We start from the raw sequence: 17,120 nt of genomic DNA on the forward strand, positions 1-17,120 counted from the left end.
CCTCTGGAGCGAGACATGAACCCACGGCCGTACCCCACCGCCCCCGCGCACGTCTATCTGTTCGCGACCTGCCTGGTCGACCTGTTCGTCCCCGAAGCGGGGCTCGACGCGGTCCGCCTGCTGGAACGCGAGGGCCTGACGGTCCACTATCCGCGCGGCCAGAGCTGTTGCGGGCAGCCGGCCTACAGCAGCGGCAATCCCGACGAGGCGCGCCGCGTCGCGGCCGCGCAGCTCGACCTGTTCGCGCAACCGTGGCCGGTGATCGTGCCATCCGGCTCGTGCGCGGGCATGATCCGGCACCACTGGCCGGCGCTGTTCGCCGACGATCCCGTTCACGGCCCGAAAGCACGCGCGATCGCGGAGCGGACCTACGAACTCGCCGAATTCCTCATCCATGTGCTCGACGTGCAGCTCGACGCGGTCATGGCCGACGCCGGACCCGACGAACGCGTCGTGCTGCACACGTCGTGCGCGGCACGGCGCGAGATGGGCACGCGCGTGCACGGCGTCGCGCTCGTCGACGCGCTGCCGGGCGTGACGCGCATCGAACACGAACGCGAATCCGAATGCTGCGGCTTCGGCGGCACGTTCTCGCTGAAGCATCCGGACATCTCCGGCGCGATGGTGCGCGACAAGGTCGCGTCGGCGTGCGCGACCGGCTGCGACCGGCTCGTGTCGGCCGACTGCGGCTGCCTGCTGAACATCGGCCACGCCGCGGCCAAGGCCGGCGCGGCGCTGCCCGTCGAACATCTCGCGAGCTTCCTGTGGCGCCGCACGGCTGGCGCCGGCTCGCTGCGCGGAGCATCGAAATGAGCGCGCGCGACGCGATCCTCGCGCGGCTGCGCGCCGCCGCACCGGGCGTCGCGACGAACGCCGCGCCGGCGCTCGATGCACGCATCGACGCGCATTACGACACGCGCCGTGCATCGGCCGGCCCCGCCGCCGATGCACGCGTGCGGGCGATGCAGACGGCACTTGCCGCGTCGCACGCCGAAGTCTGGTGCGCAACCGCCGACGCATGGCCCGCGCAGCTCGCCGCACGTCTGGCCGACGCCGGCGTGCGCCGCCTGCTGCTCGACGCGGCCCGCGCCGAATCCGCGGCGCTTGCCCGCGCGCTGCCCGAGACGGTCGCGCCCGTGCCGTTCGACCGGCCGATCGACGCGTGGAAAACCGAACTGTTCGACACGATCGACGCGGGCTTCACCGTCGCGCGCTCGGGCATCGCGGCGACCGGCACCCTGGTGCTCGCGCCCGATGCCGGCACGCCGCGTACGGTGTCGCTGGTGCCGCCGCTGCACGTCGCGCTCGTCCATGCGAACACACTGCATGCGGACCTGCACGCCGCCGTGCACGCGGAGCGCTGGCCAGCCGGCATGCCGACCAACCTCGTGCTGGTATCGGGCCCGTCGAAGACGTCCGACATCCAGCAGACGCTCGCCTATGGCGCGCACGGCCCGCGCCGCCTGTGGGTCGTGATCGTCACCGATTCGGCCGCGCCGCCGGCCGCCCCCGCTTGCGAGGACCTGCCGCGATGAGCGACCACCCGCTGCAATTCGTCGCCCCCGGCGACTTCAAGACCCGTGCGCGCGCCGCGCTCGACGATCCGGCGCTGCGCCGGAGCTTTCGCGGCGCGATGGACTTCCTGCAGGGCAAGCGCGCGACGCAATTCCCCGACGACACCGAGCTGCAGCAGCTGCGCGATCTCGGCGAAGCCGTCCGGCAGCACGCGCTCGCGCAACTGCCCGCGCTGCTCGAACGGCTGGAGACGAAGCTCGCCGCAGCCGGCGTGCACGTGCACTGGGCCGAGACGGCCGCCGATGCGAACGCGATCGTGCTCGGCATCGCGCAGGCGAAGAAGGCGCGCCGCGTGATCAAGGGCAAGTCGATGGCGAGCGAGGAAATCGAGCTGAATCATTACCTCGCGGAGCACGGGGTCGACTGCATCGAATCCGACATGGGCGAATTCATCGTGCAGCTCGCGGGCGAGAAGCCGTCGCACATCGTGATGCCGGCGATCCACAAGACCCGCGGCGACATCGCCGAACTGTTCGAGGCGCACCTCCCCGGCGCGCGCTACACGGAAGACGTCGACGAGCTGATCCAGACCGGCCGGCGCGCGCTGCGCCGCGCGTTCGCGGAAGCGGACATCGGCCTGTCCGGCGTCAATTTCGCGGCGGCCGACACGGGCACGCTGTGGCTCGTCGAGAACGAAGGCAACGGCCGCCTGTCGACGACGGTGCCCGACACGCACGTGGCGATCATGGGGATCGAGAAGGTCGTCGAGAAACTCGAGCACATCGTGCCGCTGTCGAGCCTGCTCACGCGCTCGGCCACCGGCCAGGCGATCACGACCTACTTCAACCTGATCTCGGGCCCGCGCCGCGACGGCGAACGCGACGGCCCGCGCGAGCTGCATCTCGTGCTGCTCGACAACGGCCGCACGCAGGCGTACGCGGATGAACAGTTGCGCGCGACGCTGCAATGCATCCGCTGCGGCGCGTGCATGAATCACTGCCCCGTCTATACGCGCATCGGCGGCCACGCATACGGCACGACCTACCCGGGCCCGATCGGCAAGATCATCTCGCCACACCTGCTCGGCCTCGACGCGACGGCCGACCTGCCGACCGCATCGACGCTGTGCGGCGCATGCGGCGAGGTGTGCCCGGTGCGCATCCCGATCCCGCAATTGCTCGTGCGGCTGCGCACCGAAGCGAACCGCAAGCCCGACGAACCGGTCGCGCATCCGTTGCGCGGCCAGGGCGCGAACTACCACCGCACGGAAGAACTCGTGTGGCGCTTCTGGTCGGGCGCGTTCGCGCATCCGCGCGCGTACCGCGCGTTCCGCTGGGCCGCGACGCGCCTGCGGGCGATCACGCCCGCGAAACAACTGGGCTGGACGCAGCACCGCACGCCACTCGAACCGGCGCCGCGCAGCCTGTCCGACCTGCTGCGCGCCCGCGGCCAGCCCGAATAGCGCATCCGCTTTCAAACCCGTACCCCGATAAATCCATGGAGGAGACAACCATGCAGGTTTGGCACCAGATCTACACCCCGCTCGGCAGCCTCGGGCTGTCGGCGCTCGTCGCCGCGATTCCGATCATCTTCTTTTTCGTCGCGCTCGCCGCGTTGCGGATGAAGGGCCACGTCGCGGCCGCGATCACGCTGCTGCTGGCGCTCGGCGTCGCGATCGTCGCGTACGGCATGCCCGTGCCGCAGGCGCTCGCGGCGGCCGGCTTCGGCTTCGCGTACGGCCTGTGGCCGATCGCGTGGATCATCGTCGCGGCGGTGTTCCTGTACAAGATCGTCGTGAAGACCGGCCAGTTCGACGTCATCCGCGCGTCGGTGCTGTCGATCACCGACGACCAGCGGCTGCAGATGCTGCTGATCGGCTTCTCGTTCGGTGCGTTTCTCGAAGGCGCGGCCGGCTTCGGCGCGCCCGTCGCGATCACGGCCGCGCTGCTGGTCGGCCTCGGCTTCAAGCCGCTGCATGCGGCCGGACTGTGTCTGATTGCAAACACCGCGCCGGTCGCGTTCGGCGCGATGGGCATTCCGATCATCGTCGCCGGGCAGGTGACGGGCATCGACGCGTTCCACATCGGCGCGATGGCCGGCCGTCAGCTGCCGCTGCTGTCGCTCGCGGTGCCGTTCTGGCTCGTGTTCATGATGGACGGGCTGCGCGGCGTACGGCAGACGTGGCCGGCCGCACTCGTCGCGGGCGGCAGCTTCGCGGTCACGCAGTACTTCACGTCGAACCACATCGGGCCCGAGCTGCCGGACATCACGTCGTCGCTCGTCAGCCTCGTGTCGCTCGCCGCGTTCCTGAAGGTCTGGCAGCCGAGCAGCGCGAAGCAGACGGCCGGCGGCATGGTCGCGTCCGGCGGCGGCGCGGCGCTCGCCGGATTCGGCGCGGGCGGCAACGGAGCGGGCACGAGCCGCCAGGCGTCGCCGTACACGCTCGCGCAAACCGTGCGCGCGTGGTCGCCGTTCCTGATCCTGACGGCCGTCGTCACCGTGTGGAGCATCGCGCCGTTCAAGGCGCTGTTCGCCGCGCACGGCGCGCTCGCGTCGACCGTGCTGAAGTTTCACGTGGCCGGGCTCGACCAGCTCGTCGTGAAGACCGCGCCGATCGCCGCGACGCCGAAGGCGCTCGACGCGGTGCTGAAGCTCGATCTCGTGTCGGCGGTCGGCAGCGCGATCCTCGTGACCGCGCTGATCTCGATGGCGCTGTTGCGGATGAAGCCGCGCGACGCGCTCGTCACGTTCGGCGAGACGCTGAAGGAACTGACGCGCCCGATCCTGTCGATCGGCCTCGTGCTCGCGTTCGCGTTCGTCGCGAACTACTCGGGGATGTCGTCGACGCTCGCGCTGATGCTGGCCGCGACCGGCGGCGCGTTCCCGTTCTTCTCGCCGTTCCTCGGCTGGCTCGGCGTGTTCCTGACCGGCTCGGACACGTCGTCGAACGCGCTGTTCTGCTCGCTGCAGCAGGCCACCGCGCATCAGCTCGGCGTGCCCGAAACGCTCGCGGTCGCCGCGAACACGACGGGCGGCGTGACCGCGAAGATGATCTCGCCGCAATCGATCGCGGTCGCGTGCGCGGCGACGGGCCTCGTCGGCAAGGAATCGGAGCTGTTCCGCTTCACGGTGCGGCACAGCCTGCTGTTCGCGGTGATCGTCGGGCTGATCACGCTCGTGCAGGCGTACGTGCTGCCGGGGATGGTGCCGTAAGCGGCGCGCAGGCAGGCCCCAAAGACAAAACCCCACGCCCGAACAACGGGCGTGGGGTTTTTCATGTCGCTTGCCGATCGCCGGCGCGGACGGCCGGCGATTCGTCGTGCGATCAGCTGCCCTTCGCGATGCGATCCTGGATGTGCTGCGCACGGCTCGACGACGACGGGTGCGAGCTCATCATCGAGCTCTTGCCGCCGTCCAGCTGCGCGAGCTTCTGGAACGCGGTGACGAGACCCTTCTGGTTCATGCTCTTCTGCTTCATCAGGTCGAACGAGTAGTCGTCGGCCGCGCTTTCCTGCGTCTGCGAGAACTGCGCGTTGATGAACTTCTCGGTGATGTCGCCGAGTTGCGAGCTCGTCAGCGCCGCCACGCCCGGCGATGCCGCGCCGGCCGCGGTGCGCGCTGCGCTCACCGCGTACGCCGTCTGCATCGCCTTCTTCGAGTGACCGAGTGCGACGTGGCCCATTTCATGGCCGATCACGCCGCGCAGCTCGTCGTCGTTCATCATGTCCATCAGGCCGCTGTACACGCGCACGCAACCGTTGCCCATCGCCCACGCGTTGACGTCCTTGGTCATGTAGACCTTGTAGTTGATCTTCTGGCCGTTCAGCGTCATGTCGCCGAAGCCCTTCATCACCTTCGTCAGGCGCTTCGCGTACGCGCTGTTCGGCGCGGCGATCTTCGATTCGGCGTCGCTCGACTTGCACGACTCGTTCGACAGCGCGGCGATGTCGCTGTCCGACAGCGTCGCCGCCTTGTACAGGTTGGTCCCCGCCGACGTCAGGCTGTTCGCGTCAAGGCTCTGCACCCCGCCGCACGCGCTCAACAGAAACGCCACGCCACACGCCGCCACCGCTTTCTTGAGTTGCATCCCGGAATCCCTCGATAGTTGTATTTGGGAGCGGCGATTTTGCATAATCCGGCAGAAAATTACCAGTTGTTTACATCGGATGACACGCTCATTACTCAGCAGATTGACATGACGCGGCGATCCAGCCCCGGATTGACGACGAAAAGCATGGCAATCGCCGCGCCCGGCGTGGCGGCCGGCAACGAAAGCGGACCGGCCTTCGCTCAGGCCGTCCGGTCGCGGCGCCGCGTCAGGCGGCGCGCGACCAGCATCGGCAGCCGCATCGCGAAGCCGGCGAACAGGCGCAGGTGCATCCACGCAAGCAGCGCGTTGTCACGGCCGTAGTGAAAATGCGACACGCCGCCTTCGTGGCGGCCGAAATAGCGCACCGGCGCGTCGATGCGGATCGGGCGCACGCCGGCCCAGCACAGCCGCACGGCCGCTTCGGGATCGAAGTCGAAGCCGCGCATCCACGGCTGGCGCCGCATGATCGCCGCCAGCGGGGCGACCGGATACACGCGGAAGCCGTACAGCGAATCGCCGATCCCGGCCCACAGCGTCTCGAGGTCGGCCCACGCGTTCGACAGCCGGCGCCCCTGCACGCGCAACTGCGGCGCGCTGGCGTCGAACTTCGGCACGCCGAGCACCATCGCGTCGGGAGCGGCCTGCGACGCCGCCATGAACGCGGGAATCAGGTCGGCCGGATGCTGGCCGTCGGAATCCATCGTCAGCACGTGCGTGAAGCCGCTCGCGGCCGCCGCGTCGAGCCCCGCGAGCACCGCGGCGCCCTTGCCGCGATTCTCCGGCAGCACGATCACGCGCAGGCCGGGATCGCGCCCGGCCATCGCCTGCAGCCGTTCGGCGCTGCCGTCGGTGCTGCCGTCGACGACGACCCACACCGGATTCCATTGCGCGCGGGCATTGCGCACGGTCGTGTCGACCTTGGCGCCCGGGTTGTAGCTCGGAATCAGGACGAGATGGGTGGACGACGCGTGCAGCTTGGACATGGGAACAGCCGATGGGGAAGACGGGGAGCCTGACAAAAGTGTATGACTTGCCGACGAACGCCGGCACGCGTCGTCGACGCCGGCCGCAGGCCCGGCCGGCTGCCCGATCGCGAGGCGCTCGCGCTTCATGACAGCCACTCCATCGCATGACCGGCGCTGGCCTCGATCTCGACCAGCAGGTCGTCGCGACACACGTCCGCATGCACGAACAGCGGCCGAACGTGAGGACCGGCCGTGTCGCGCAGCACGCGATCGATCGCGGCCAGCGCCGCGGTGTCGCCGGCGTCGCGCACGTAGACGCGATAGTTCAGGTCGGCGAGCGAGAACGGGCCGTGCCCCTGCCGCGCGGCCTGCTCGAGCACGGCCGCGAGATTCGCGACCGTCTCGCGCGTCTGCGCGACGACGTCGCCGCGATGCACGGTACGGTGCCCGACGATGCTCGCGGTGCCCGAGACGAACAGCACCGGCGCCGCATGGTCGGCGGCCCACGCGGCCGCGCGCGCGAACGTCGGCGCACGCGGGCCGTACTGCGCCGGATAGTGATACGCGCTGACCTGACGCGGATTCTCGATGGAATCGGACGGCGTGCGGCTCGCGAGGAAATGAATCGCGAGCGGCGCGGCCGGCGATGCTTCGCCCGCGACCGGCATGACCGAACCGAGCGCGCACGCGGCCGGCACGCTGCCCGTGAGCGCGCGTCGGCACGCATCGAACGCACGCTGACGACCGATATTGAACTGACGATAGCGCTCGATCCCGCGCTGCACCGCGTTGATCGCCGGCACGGTGTTCCAGATCCGCAGCGGATGCGGCGTGCCGAGCGTATCGAGCAGGTCGAACAGCGCGCGGTACGCGTCGAATGTCGCGCGTTCGAGCGGCGTGCCGCCGTCGTGCGGCGCGTCGTACGCCGCGTCCGTCTCGTGCACGACGAGGCTGCCGAACACGAGCCCCGCCGTTTCGCTGTAGCGGTAGTGCAGCGCACCGCGCCGTTCGCTGCGCAGGTCGTGCGCATCGCATTGCCACAGTTCGCAGACGGCATCGCCCGGTGCGGCTTCGGCACCGAGCAGCGTCATCTGCACCGGGGCGACCGGCAGGTCGGGCGCGGCATCGGTCAGCATCCGCGCCAGCGCCTGCGCGCGCGACGCGTGCTGCGCGCCCGGTGCGCCGATGCACACCGCACCCAGCGCGCCGGGAAACACGCGATCGAGTCCGTCGCCCCGGCTGCGCGCGTCGTGCAGCAGCGCGACGAGCCGCGCATCGCTCATCTGGACGAGCCGCAGTGCGCGGCCGCCGACGTGCGCGAACGCCGGGGCGACGGGCAACGGCGAACTTGGGCGCCGTTCGGCGTGGGCTGGATGCACGGACACTTCGATTTCCTCACTATGCGGCGCAGGCCGCGCGACCACGCGGCACTGCACCGCGTTGCGTTACGTCAGGCCAACGCGGCGCGCTTCGTCACGCGAGCCCGCCGTTGACCGACAACACCTGCCCCGTCACATAGGCCGCGGCGTCGGACACCAGGTACGCGACCATCGCCGCGACTTCGTCGGGCCGGCCCGCGCGCTGCGCGGGCACGAGCTGCTTGATGCGTTCGGTGGGAAACGCGTGCTCGGCCATCGGCGACGCGATGATGCCGGGCGCCACCGCGTTCACGGTAATGCCACGCGACGCGAGCTCCAGCGACAGCGACTTCGTCGCGCCGATCAGCCCCGCCTTCGCGGCCGCGTAGTTGGCCTGCCCGCGATTGCCGGTCACGCCGGCCACCGACGCGATGTTGACGATTCGGCCGCGCCGCGTACGGATCATCGGCAGCAGCAGCGGCTGCGTGACGTTGAAAAAGCCGTTGAGCGTCACGTCGATCACGCTGTGCCATTGCCGGCGCGACATGCCGGCCATCGGCGCGTCGTCGTGAATGCCCGCGTTGTTGACGAGGATCTGCACCGGCGCATCGTCGATGAACGGCTGCAGCGCGGCGAGCGTCGCATCGGCATCGGTCACGTCGAACGCGATCGCGTGCGCGGCGCCACCGGCCGCGACGATCTGCTGCGCGACGGCCTCCGCCTGCGCGAGATGGCGGTTCGCCTGCACCCACACTTCATGGCCGGCCTGCGCGAGCGCCGTGCAGATTGCCTGCCCGAGTGCGCCGCTGCCGCCCGTCACGAGCGCCCGCATCGAATGGCTCCGTTCATCGCGTTGTCACCTCGATCGACGCGGCCGCGTCGTCCGTCGAGCGCCGTCGTCACTTCGTGCGATGCGCGGCGACGTAGGCCGCCAGCGCACCGAGCGTCGCAAAGATCTTTTGGTTGTCCGGATTGTCCGAGCGCAGTTCGAAGCCGTATTTCTTCGAAATCAGCAGCGCGATTTCCAGGATGTCGATGGAGTCGAGCCCGAAACCTTCGCCATACAGCGGCATGTCGGCCGTCACTGTGTCGAGCGGGACGTCGTCGAGATTCAATTCGCCGATGATCAGCGTGGCGAGCTCTTGTTCCAGTGCGTTCATCATGGGTGCGTGCAGGCGGCCCATGGCAGCGGGAGGTGCACGGAAACGGCAACCGTCGGGCACGCCCGGCGCGTGCGAAATCTCCGTCCCTCCGGCGTCTGCCGGCTTCCCCGCCTGCGTCGTTGGGGATCGTTTGTAAAAGTTACGCGGATTCTAGAGGAAGGGTATCGGGTCGTATACCGCGAATGGTTACAAGACTGGCGAGCCATCGCCGCGGCCCGTTTCGGGCGCGAACGCACGAGACGCTTGAGCCGCTTTGGATGGAAATGGACCGACCCCGCGAAATCGTTCGTCCGGTGCCATACAATCCGTTACAAAACCCGGTCGCCGCCGCCCCGAACCCGCGCGGCAGCGGCCCTAAAATGAGCGTGCCCGACCAGCGGCCCGGACCCGCGTCCCGGCCACCATTCATATGATGTTTGACGGCCCGCCCCGCGTCCGTCCACGATCCGCCCGATGTTTCCAGTCATGCCGCATCCGCCCTTGCGCGCCGTTCCGGTTCGCCCGCCCGTCAGCCGCTGCAGCCCGGCCGCCGACCGCCGCGCGCGCCGCGCGCCCGGAGGCCGCCGATGAGCCGGCTGCTGGCCGTCGTGCGCGGTGTCGCCGCAGTCGGCGCCGTGGCCGCCTACCAGGCCGGCGCGCACTACGCGAGCGCGACACCCGGCGCGCACGGCTTCGGTCTCGCGATGGCGCTCGTGCCGCCGCTGCTGCTCGCGCTGGGCGCGGCGCTGCGCTCGCCACGGCGCGCGTGGTTCGTGCCGGCCTGGCTGCTGGTTGCCGCCGCGCTGTGGGCCGCGCGCGCGCCGCTCGCGCGGCACTTCGAATGGGGCCTGTATCTGGAGCACGCGAGCTTCAACGTCGCGATGGCGCTGCTGTTCGGCCGCACCCTCGTGGCCGGCGAGGTGCCGCTGTGCACGCGCTTCGCGGCGATGATCCACGGCACGGTCACGCCGGCCGTCGCGCGCTACACGCGGCGGATCACGCTCGCGTGGACGCTGTTCTTCGTCGCGATCGCCGCCGTGTCGACACTGCTGTTCGCGACCGCGTCGATCGTCACGTGGTCGACCTTCGCGAACTATCTGTCGCTGCCGCTCGTCGCCGTGATGTTCGCGGCCGAGCATGCGTGCCGGCGTTTCGCGCTGCCGCACGAGCCGCGGCCGCGGATGGTCGACGCGGTGCGCGCGTATCGCGCGTCGACCCACGCATCGCAGGGCTCGCGATGAATTCATGACCGGCGCGGCCCCGCGGCCGCGCCGGCCTTCGTTTCCGTCTTGACCGATTTATGCCGACTCACCCGCTGGTATTCCATTCCTCGCCGGACCAGACGATCGCCTGGCGCGACGGCGCGCCCGTCACCGTGCGCGCGTTCGTCGCCGACGTCGCGCGCGTGGCCGCCGCGCTGCCCGCCGGCGGCCACGTGTTCAACGTGTGCCGCGACCGCTATCGCTTCGCGGTCAGCCTGTGCGCGGCGCTCGTCGCCGGCAGGATCAGCCTGCTGCCGTCGACGCACACGCCGGAAATGGTTCGCCAGCTCGCGTCGTTCGCACCCGACGCGTTCTGCCTGCACGACGCGCCCGATTGCACGATCGACCTGCCGCGCTTCGCGTATCCCGACGCCGCGCCCGGCGAACCGGCGAGCGACGCGCCGTTCGCCGTCCCGCAGATCGATGCGGCGCGGATCATGGCCTATGTGTTCACGTCCGGCTCGACCGGCGAGCCGGTGCCGCACCGCAAGACCTGGGGCTTCCTGGTCGGCTGCGTGCGCGCGGCGGCCGATCGCCTCGGCCTGCTCGACGGCCGCGCGGCCACGCTGATCGGCACGGTGCCCGCGCAGCACATGTACGGCTTCGAGTCGACGGTGCTGCTCGCGCTGCTCGGCGGCCTCGCGCTCAGCAACCGCCAGCCGTTCTACCCGAGCGACATTCGCGACGAACTCGACGCGATCCCGCAGCCGCGCGTGCTCGTCACGTCGCCGATCCACCTGCGTGCGCTGCTGTCGGCCGGCCATGCGCTGCCGCGCGCGGCGCTCGTGCTGTCGGCCACCGCGCCGCTGTCGGAAAAGCTCGCGTGCGAGGCCGAGGCCGCGCTCGGCGCGCCGCTCGTCGAGATCTACGGCAGCACCGAGACCGGCCAGATCGCGACCCGTCGCACGTCGCAAGGCGCGGCGTGGGAACTGTTCCCGGACATCCGGCTCGACGCGCGCGACGCACCGGGCGGCGACGACAGCGGGCCGACCGTGTGGGTATCGGGCGGCCACGTCGAGGCGCCGGTGCCGATGGGCGATGCGCTCGAACTGCTCGGCGACGGCCGGTTCCTGCTGCACGGCCGCAAGGCCGACCTCGTCAACATCGCCGGCAAGCGCACGTCGCTCGCGTACCTGAACCATCAGCTCAACGCGATCCCGCAAGTGGTCGACGGCGTGTTCTTCATGCCCGACGAAGCGGCGCCGGTGCACGGGGACACGGCGCTCGAACCGGTCACGCGGCTCGTCGCGCTCGTCGTCGCGCCGACGCTCGCGCCCGCCGATCTGCAGCGCGCGCTGCGCGAGCGGATCGATCCCGCGTTCATGCCGCGCCCGCTCGTGTTCGTCGATGCGCTGCCGCGCAACGAAACGGGCAAGCTGCCGCGCGACGTGCTGGCCGCGCTCGTCGCGCAACATGCACGCGCGACGGCCGCGCCGCCGGCCGAGCACGACCCGGCCGGCCCACCCGCGCTCGCGTTCACGATCGCCGCCGACCATCCCGCGCTGCCCGGCCACTTCCCCGGCCATCCGGTCGTGCCGGGCGTCGTGCTGCTCGATCACGCGATCCATACGATCGGTGCGGCGCTGAACCGTCCGCTGCACACGTGGCGGCTCGGGTCCGCGAAATTCCTGAGCCCGGTCGCGCCCGGCGAACCGCTCGCGCTCGCGTACGACGCCGCGGCCAGCGGCGCGATCCGCTTCACGGTGCGCGCCGGGTCGCGCGAGGTCGCGACCGGCGTGCTGTCCGCACCGCCGGCCGCGCAGGACGGCGCGCAGCGATGAAGCGCACCGCATGGGCCGAGCGCCAGGAGCGCAGCAATGCGAGCCTGCTGCGCGCGATGACGTGGATCTCGCTGCGCTTCGGCCGACAGCGCGCGCGCATCGTGCTGCACCTGATCGCGACGTATTTCGTGCTGTTCTCGCCGGCCGCGTGCGCGGCGTCGCGCGACTACCTGCGCCGCGTGCTCGGCCGCCCCGCGCGCTGGCGCGACGTGTACCGGCACGTGTTCACGTTCGCGGCGACGATTCACGATCGCGTCTACCTGATGAACGGGCGCTTCGACCTGTTCGACATCCGGCTGCACGGCGAAACGCTCGTCGACGCCGCGCTCGCGGATGGGCGCGGCGCGTTCCTGATGGGCGCGCACCTCGGCAGCTTCGAGGTCGTGCGCGCGATCGGCCGCACGCGTCCGGACCTGCGCGTGGCCGTCACGATGTACGAGCAGAACGCGCGCAAGATCAATGCGACGCTCGCCGCGGTGAATCCGGCCGCGCAGCCGGAGGTGATTCCGCTCGGGCAGGTCGACTCGATGCTGAAGGTGCGCGAGCGCCTCGACGCGAACTGCATGGTCGGCATGCTCGCCGATCGCACGCTGCTCGACGACGCGGCCGCGTCGCTGCGGCGCGTGACGCTGCTCGGCGCACCGGCCGCGTTTCCGCTCGGGCCGCTTTACATGGCCGCGATGCTGAAGCGCCCGGTGATCTTCATGACGGGCCTCTATCGCGACGGCAACCGCTACGATGTGCACTTCGAAACGCTCGCCGATTTCTCCGACGTGCGGCGCGATACGCGCACGGCGGCGGTCGATGCGGCGCTCGCGCGCTACGTCGCGCTGCTCGACAAGTACTGCCGCGCGGCGCCGTACAACTGGTTCAACTATTTCGATTTCTGGAAGGGCGGCGATGCCGCGGCTGCGCGCCGCGAGACGGTGCACGCCGGCGCCGACCTGCCCGCCACGAGGGATTCCGACGCATGACCGCCGTTCGCCGCCGCCCGTTCCCGTTCTCGTCGCACCGCATCGTCCGCGTGGCGCGCGTGCTCGCCGCCACGGCCACCGCGATCGTGCTGGCCATGCCCGCACACGCAGCCGATGCCGGCTCGGCGTGGACCCTCGACCGGCTGATGTCGACGCTCGCGCAGCACAAGTCGGGCCGCGCGACCTTCACCGAGACGAAGACCCTGTCGATCGCCGCGCAGCCGATCGAATCGTCGGGTGAACTGATGTTCGTCGCACCCGACCATCTGGAAAAGCACACGCTGAGCCCGAAGCCCGAACACCTCGTCGTCGACGGCGACATGCTCACCGTCGAACGCAACAACCGCAAGTACACGCTTGCGCTCGCGCGCTATCCGGAACTCGGCGCGTTCATCGACAGCATCCGCGCGACGCTGGCCGGCAACCGCTTCGCGCTCGAACAGGTGTACAAGGTCGCGCTGTCCGGACGCGGCGACGACTGGACGCTGACGCTCACGCCGCTCGATTCGCGGATGCTGAAGGTCGTCAGCACGATCACGCTCGACGGCACGCGCGACGTGTTGCGCAGCGTCGCGATCCGGCAGGCCGACGGCGATCGTTCGGTGATGCGCCTGCAACCCGTCGCGGCGGACGCGAACTGATGGACGATCGTACGCGCCCGTCCCCCATCGCCCGCCGCGTGCCCGCATGGCGGCAGCGCGCGGTGCTCGTATGGCTGCTCGCGCTCGTCGCGTGCGGCATCGCGATCGGGCGCGCGCACTTCACGGCCGACCTGTCCGCGTTCCTGCCGAATGCGCCGAGCGCCGGGCAACGCGTGCTCGTCGACCAGTTGCGCGACGGCATCGTGTCGCGCCTGATCCTCGTCGCGATCGACGGCGGCGACGCGCGCACGCGCGCCGCGCTGTCGCGGCGTGTGGCCGGCACGCTGCGCACCGATCCGCAGTTCGCGGCCGTGCACAACGGCGAAGCCGCGAACGACGCGCGCGACCGGCAATTCATCTTCGACCATCGCTATCTGCTGAGCCCGGCCGTCACGCCGCAGCGCTTCAGCGCCGACGGCCTGCACCAGGCGCTCGGCGACAGCCTCGATCTGCTGGGTTCGTCGGCCGGCCTCGTCGCGAAGGCGATGCTGCCGCGCGACCCGACCGGCGAAGTCGCCGCGCTCGTCGACGGGCTCGACAGCGCGGCCGAACCGGCGAGCCGCGACGGCGTGTGGGCGTCGCGCGACGGCACACGCGCGGTGCTGGTCGTGCAGACGGCCGCCGCCGGCTCCGATACCGACGCGCAGGCCCGCGCGATCGACGCCGTGCGCCGCGCGTTCGCGGCCGCGACGCAGGCCGTGCCGAACGCGCACGCCGCGACGCTCGCGATGGCGGGCCCCGGCGTGTTCTCGGTCGACACGCGCGACACGATCCGGCACGACGTCGAACGGTTGTCGGCGGCGAGCATCGTGCTGATCGTCGCGCTGCTGCTCACGCTGTACCGTTCGCCGCGCACGCTCGCGCTCGGCCTGCTGCCGGTGCTGACCGGCGTCGCGGCCGGGATCGCGGCGGTCGGCGTCGCGTTCGGCACCGTCCACGGGCTGACGCTCGGGTTCGGGACGACGCTGCTCGGCGAAGCCGTCGACTATTCGATCTACCTGTTCGTGCAATCGGCGCGGGCCGGCACGCGCGGCGCCGCGCGCCCGGCCGACGCGACGCGCGCATGGGTCGCCGCGTACTGGCCGACGATCCGGCTCGGCATGCTGACGTCCGTGTGCGGCTTCGCGTCGATGCTGTTCTCCGGCTTCCCGGGCCTCGTGCAACTCGGGCTCTATTCGATCGTCGGGCTGACGGCCGCCGCGCTCGTCACGCGCTTCGTACTGCCGCACCTGCGCGGCGAGCGTGTCGCGATCCGCGACGTCTCGCGCGTCGGCGCCGTGCTCGCGCGCGCGGCCGGCGCCGCGCCGCGGCTGCGCTGGCCGCTCGCGGTGCTCGTGGTCGCCGCGTGCGCGACGCTCGCGCTGCATCGCGACGGCCTGTGGAGCCGCGAGCTCGCCGCGCTCAGCCCGGTGCCCGCGCCGGCGCAGGCGCTCGACGCGCGGCTGCGCGCCGATGTCGGCGCACCCGACGTGCGCTACCTCGTCGTGATCGCCGCGCCGACCGAACAGGCCGCGCTCGAAGGTGCAGAAAAAGTCGCCGCGCAGTTGCAGCCGCTCGTCGACCGGGGCGCGCTCGGCGGTTTCGAAAACCCCGCACGCTACCTGCCGAGCGATGTCGCGCAGCGCGCGCGCCAGGCGAGCCTGCCCGATGCGGACGCGCTCGCCGCACGGATGCGCTCGGCCGTCGCGCACCAGCCGATCGCGGTAAAGCCCGACCTGTTCGCGCCGTTCCTCGCCGACGTCGATGCCGCGCGCCACGCGCCGCTGCTCACGCGCGCGGACCTGCGCGGCACGTCGATGGCGCTCGCCGTCGATGCCCTGCTGACCGAGCGCGACGGTCGCTGGAACGCGATGCTGCCGCTGCGGGCGCCGGACGCTACGCGCGCGAAGCAGCCCACATCGAGCCTCGACGCCGCGCCGATTCGCGCCGCCGTCGCGCGCGCGGGCGTGCCCGATGCGCTATTCGTCGACATGAAGGCCGAAGCCGATCGCCTGTACGTGAGCTACGTGCACGAGGACATCCGGCTGTCGCTCGCAGGATTCGCCGCGATCGCCATGCTGCTGCTGATCGCGCTGCGCTCGCCGCGCCGCGCCGCCCGCGCACTCGCCCCGCTCGTCGCGGCCGTGCTGGTCGTGACGGCCGGCTTCGCGCTCGCCGGCGTGCCACTGACGATCCTGCACCTCGTCGGGATGCTGCTGATCGTCGCGGTCGGCTCGAATTACGCGCTGTTCTTCTGCCGGCGCGACGACGCGCAGCCCGTCACGCCGTACACGCTCGTGTCGCTCCTGATCGCGAACCTCGCGACGGTCGCCGGCTTCGGGCTGCTCGCGCTGTCGCGCGTGCCGCTGCTCGAAACCTTCGGGCTGACCGTCGGCCCCGGCGCGATGCTCGCGCTCGCGTTCGCGGCGATTCTCGCGCCGCGCGCAGCGGGCACGGCGGCGCTCGGCAATCGTGAACGAGGAGGCCGCGCATGAACGTGCCACCGCTCATTCCGCCGCGCGATGTCGGCGACGCACGGCGCTGGAAACCCACGCCGCTGATCGCCGGCGCCGCCGCATTGCACGCGGGCGCGGCCGCGGCCGCGATCGCGCAACCGGCCACGTGGCCGTGGGCCGTCGGCGGCGTGGTCGCGTCGCATCTCGCGCTGACCGCGGCCGGCCTGTGGCCGCGCAGCACGCTGCTCGGCCCGAACTGGACACGCCTGCCGGCCGGCGCGGGCCGCCGCATCGCGCTGACGATCGACGACGGCCCGGACCCGGACGTCACGCCGCGCGTGCTCGACCTGCTCGACCGTTACGACGCGCGTGCGACGTTCTTCTGCATCGGCGATCTCGCGCGCCGCCATCCTCACTGGATCGAGGCGATCGTCGCGCGCGGCCATGCGGTCGAGAACCACAGCCAGCGGCACCGCCATACGTTCTCGCTGTCGGGGCCGGCCGCGCTGCGCCGCGAGATCGCGGCCGCGCAGCAGACGCTGACCGACCTCGCCGGCACGCGCCCGCTGTTCTTCCGCGCGCCGGCCGGCCTGCGCAATCCGTTTCTCGAACCGGTGCTGTGCGAATTCGGCCTGCAACTGGCGAGCTGGACGCGGCGCGGCTTCGACACGCGGGCGCACGACGCCGCGACCGTTACGCGCCGCCTGCTGCACGGGCTCGACGCGCGCGACATCCTGCTCGTGCACGATGGTCACGCGGCGCGCGATGCGCGCGGCGAACCGGTCGTGCTCGACGTGCTGCCCGCGGTGCTGCGCGCAGCCGCCGACGCGCAGCTGCACTGGACCACGCTGCGCGCGGCGCTGGCGCCCGAACCACCCGGCCAGCCGGGCGTCCCGGCACCCCCATTTGATAAAATCTGACCTCGAACGGCGCGCGTGCCAGCCCTGCTGCAGCGCC

General features: G+C 71.1%; 15 protein-coding genes. 10 read left to right on the forward strand and 5 right to left on the reverse strand.

The features are described 5' to 3' along the window. The first annotated feature begins 15 nt into the window (after window positions 1–15). The 4 genes from KR541_RS14325 to KR541_RS14340 are packed head-to-tail and all read left to right on the forward strand — an operon-like array spanning window position 16 to window position 4,728. Entirely contained in the window at window positions 16–813 is a 798-nt protein-coding gene (locus tag KR541_RS14325; protein WP_050016677.1) for a (Fe-S)-binding protein, read from the forward strand. Then, window positions 810–1,535, forward strand: a complete 726-nt coding sequence (locus KR541_RS14330; protein ID WP_050016721.1) for a LutC/YkgG family protein — start codon at window positions 810–812, stop codon at window positions 1,533–1,535. The genes KR541_RS14325 and KR541_RS14330 overlap by 4 nt, the downstream gene beginning before the upstream one ends. Next, window positions 1,532–2,977, forward strand: a complete 1,446-nt coding sequence (locus tag KR541_RS14335; RefSeq protein ID WP_216089596.1) for a LutB/LldF family L-lactate oxidation iron-sulfur protein — start codon at window positions 1,532–1,534, stop codon at window positions 2,975–2,977. Before KR541_RS14330 ends, KR541_RS14335 begins: the two co-directional genes overlap by 4 nt. A gap of 50 nt (window positions 2,978–3,027) precedes the next feature. Continuing rightward, entirely contained in the window at window positions 3,028–4,728 is a 1,701-nt protein-coding gene (locus tag KR541_RS14340) for a lactate permease LctP family transporter (protein WP_124681293.1), read from the forward strand. A gap of 112 nt (window positions 4,729–4,840) precedes the next feature. On the opposite strand, the gene loiP is transcribed toward KR541_RS14340, so the two are convergent. The 5 genes from loiP to KR541_RS14365 form a co-directional block, all read right to left on the reverse strand. Further along, window positions 4,841–5,602 carry a metalloprotease LoiP gene (gene loiP / locus KR541_RS14345; protein ID WP_050016683.1) on the reverse strand — a complete coding sequence of 254 codons (762 nt, stop codon included), beginning with the start codon at window positions 5,600–5,602 and terminating at the stop codon, window positions 4,841–4,843. Window positions 5,603–5,805: 203 nt separating this feature from the next. Beyond that, window positions 5,806–6,588 carry a glycosyltransferase family 2 protein gene (locus KR541_RS14350; RefSeq protein WP_050016685.1) on the reverse strand — a complete coding sequence of 261 codons (783 nt, stop codon included), beginning with the start codon at window positions 6,586–6,588 and terminating at the stop codon, window positions 5,806–5,808. A 125-nt stretch (window positions 6,589–6,713) separates the two neighbouring features. Beyond that, a complete protein-coding gene (locus KR541_RS14355) occupies window positions 6,714–8,006 on the reverse strand; it encodes a chorismate transformation FkbO/Hyg5 family protein (protein ID WP_216089597.1) in 1,293 nt (430 codons plus the stop codon). A 37-nt stretch (window positions 8,007–8,043) separates the two neighbouring features. Next, window positions 8,044–8,760, reverse strand: coding sequence for a 3-oxoacyl-ACP reductase FabG (gene fabG / locus KR541_RS14360; RefSeq protein WP_089488813.1), 717 nt, complete (start codon window positions 8,758–8,760; stop codon window positions 8,044–8,046). Between the two features lie 67 nt (window positions 8,761–8,827). After that, window positions 8,828–9,112 carry a phosphopantetheine-binding protein gene (locus KR541_RS14365; RefSeq protein WP_080334357.1) on the reverse strand — a complete coding sequence of 95 codons (285 nt, stop codon included), beginning with the start codon at window positions 9,110–9,112 and terminating at the stop codon, window positions 8,828–8,830. Window positions 9,113–9,657: 545 nt separating this feature from the next. Here KR541_RS14365 and KR541_RS14370 point away from each other — a divergent pair. Genes KR541_RS14370 through KR541_RS14395 form a run of 6 tightly spaced genes read left to right on the forward strand, consistent with a single transcriptional unit; the run spans window position 9,658 to window position 17,083 of the window. Beyond that, window positions 9,658–10,311 (forward strand): COG4648 family protein, encoded by a 654-nt coding sequence (locus KR541_RS14370; protein ID WP_050016692.1) that lies wholly within the window; start codon window positions 9,658–9,660, stop codon window positions 10,309–10,311. A 59-nt stretch (window positions 10,312–10,370) separates the two neighbouring features. Then, entirely contained in the window at window positions 10,371–12,113 is a 1,743-nt protein-coding gene (locus tag KR541_RS14375; RefSeq protein WP_050016695.1) for an acyl-CoA synthetase family protein, read from the forward strand. After that, window positions 12,110–13,087 (forward strand): lysophospholipid acyltransferase family protein, encoded by a 978-nt coding sequence (locus KR541_RS14380; protein ID WP_050016697.1) that lies wholly within the window; start codon window positions 12,110–12,112, stop codon window positions 13,085–13,087. The genes KR541_RS14375 and KR541_RS14380 overlap by 4 nt, the downstream gene beginning before the upstream one ends. Next, complete coding sequence (locus KR541_RS14385; RefSeq protein WP_124595587.1) at window positions 13,084–13,728, forward strand: LolA family protein; 645 nt, start codon at window positions 13,084–13,086, stop codon at window positions 13,726–13,728. Before KR541_RS14380 ends, KR541_RS14385 begins: the two co-directional genes overlap by 4 nt. Beyond that, window positions 13,728–16,202: an MMPL family transporter gene (locus KR541_RS14390; RefSeq protein ID WP_216089598.1), complete on the forward strand. Its 2,475-nt coding sequence runs from the start codon at window positions 13,728–13,730 to the stop codon at window positions 16,200–16,202. The genes KR541_RS14385 and KR541_RS14390 overlap by 1 nt, the downstream gene beginning before the upstream one ends. Continuing rightward, window positions 16,199–17,083, forward strand: a complete 885-nt coding sequence (locus KR541_RS14395; protein ID WP_204383422.1) for a polysaccharide deacetylase family protein — start codon at window positions 16,199–16,201, stop codon at window positions 17,081–17,083. Before KR541_RS14390 ends, KR541_RS14395 begins: the two co-directional genes overlap by 4 nt. Window positions 17,084–17,120: the final 37 nt, after the last annotated feature.

The sequence above is a fragment of the Burkholderia sola genome (genome assembly GCF_905400185.1).
GTDB classification, from domain to species: Bacteria; Pseudomonadota; Gammaproteobacteria; order Burkholderiales; family Burkholderiaceae; genus Burkholderia; species Burkholderia sola.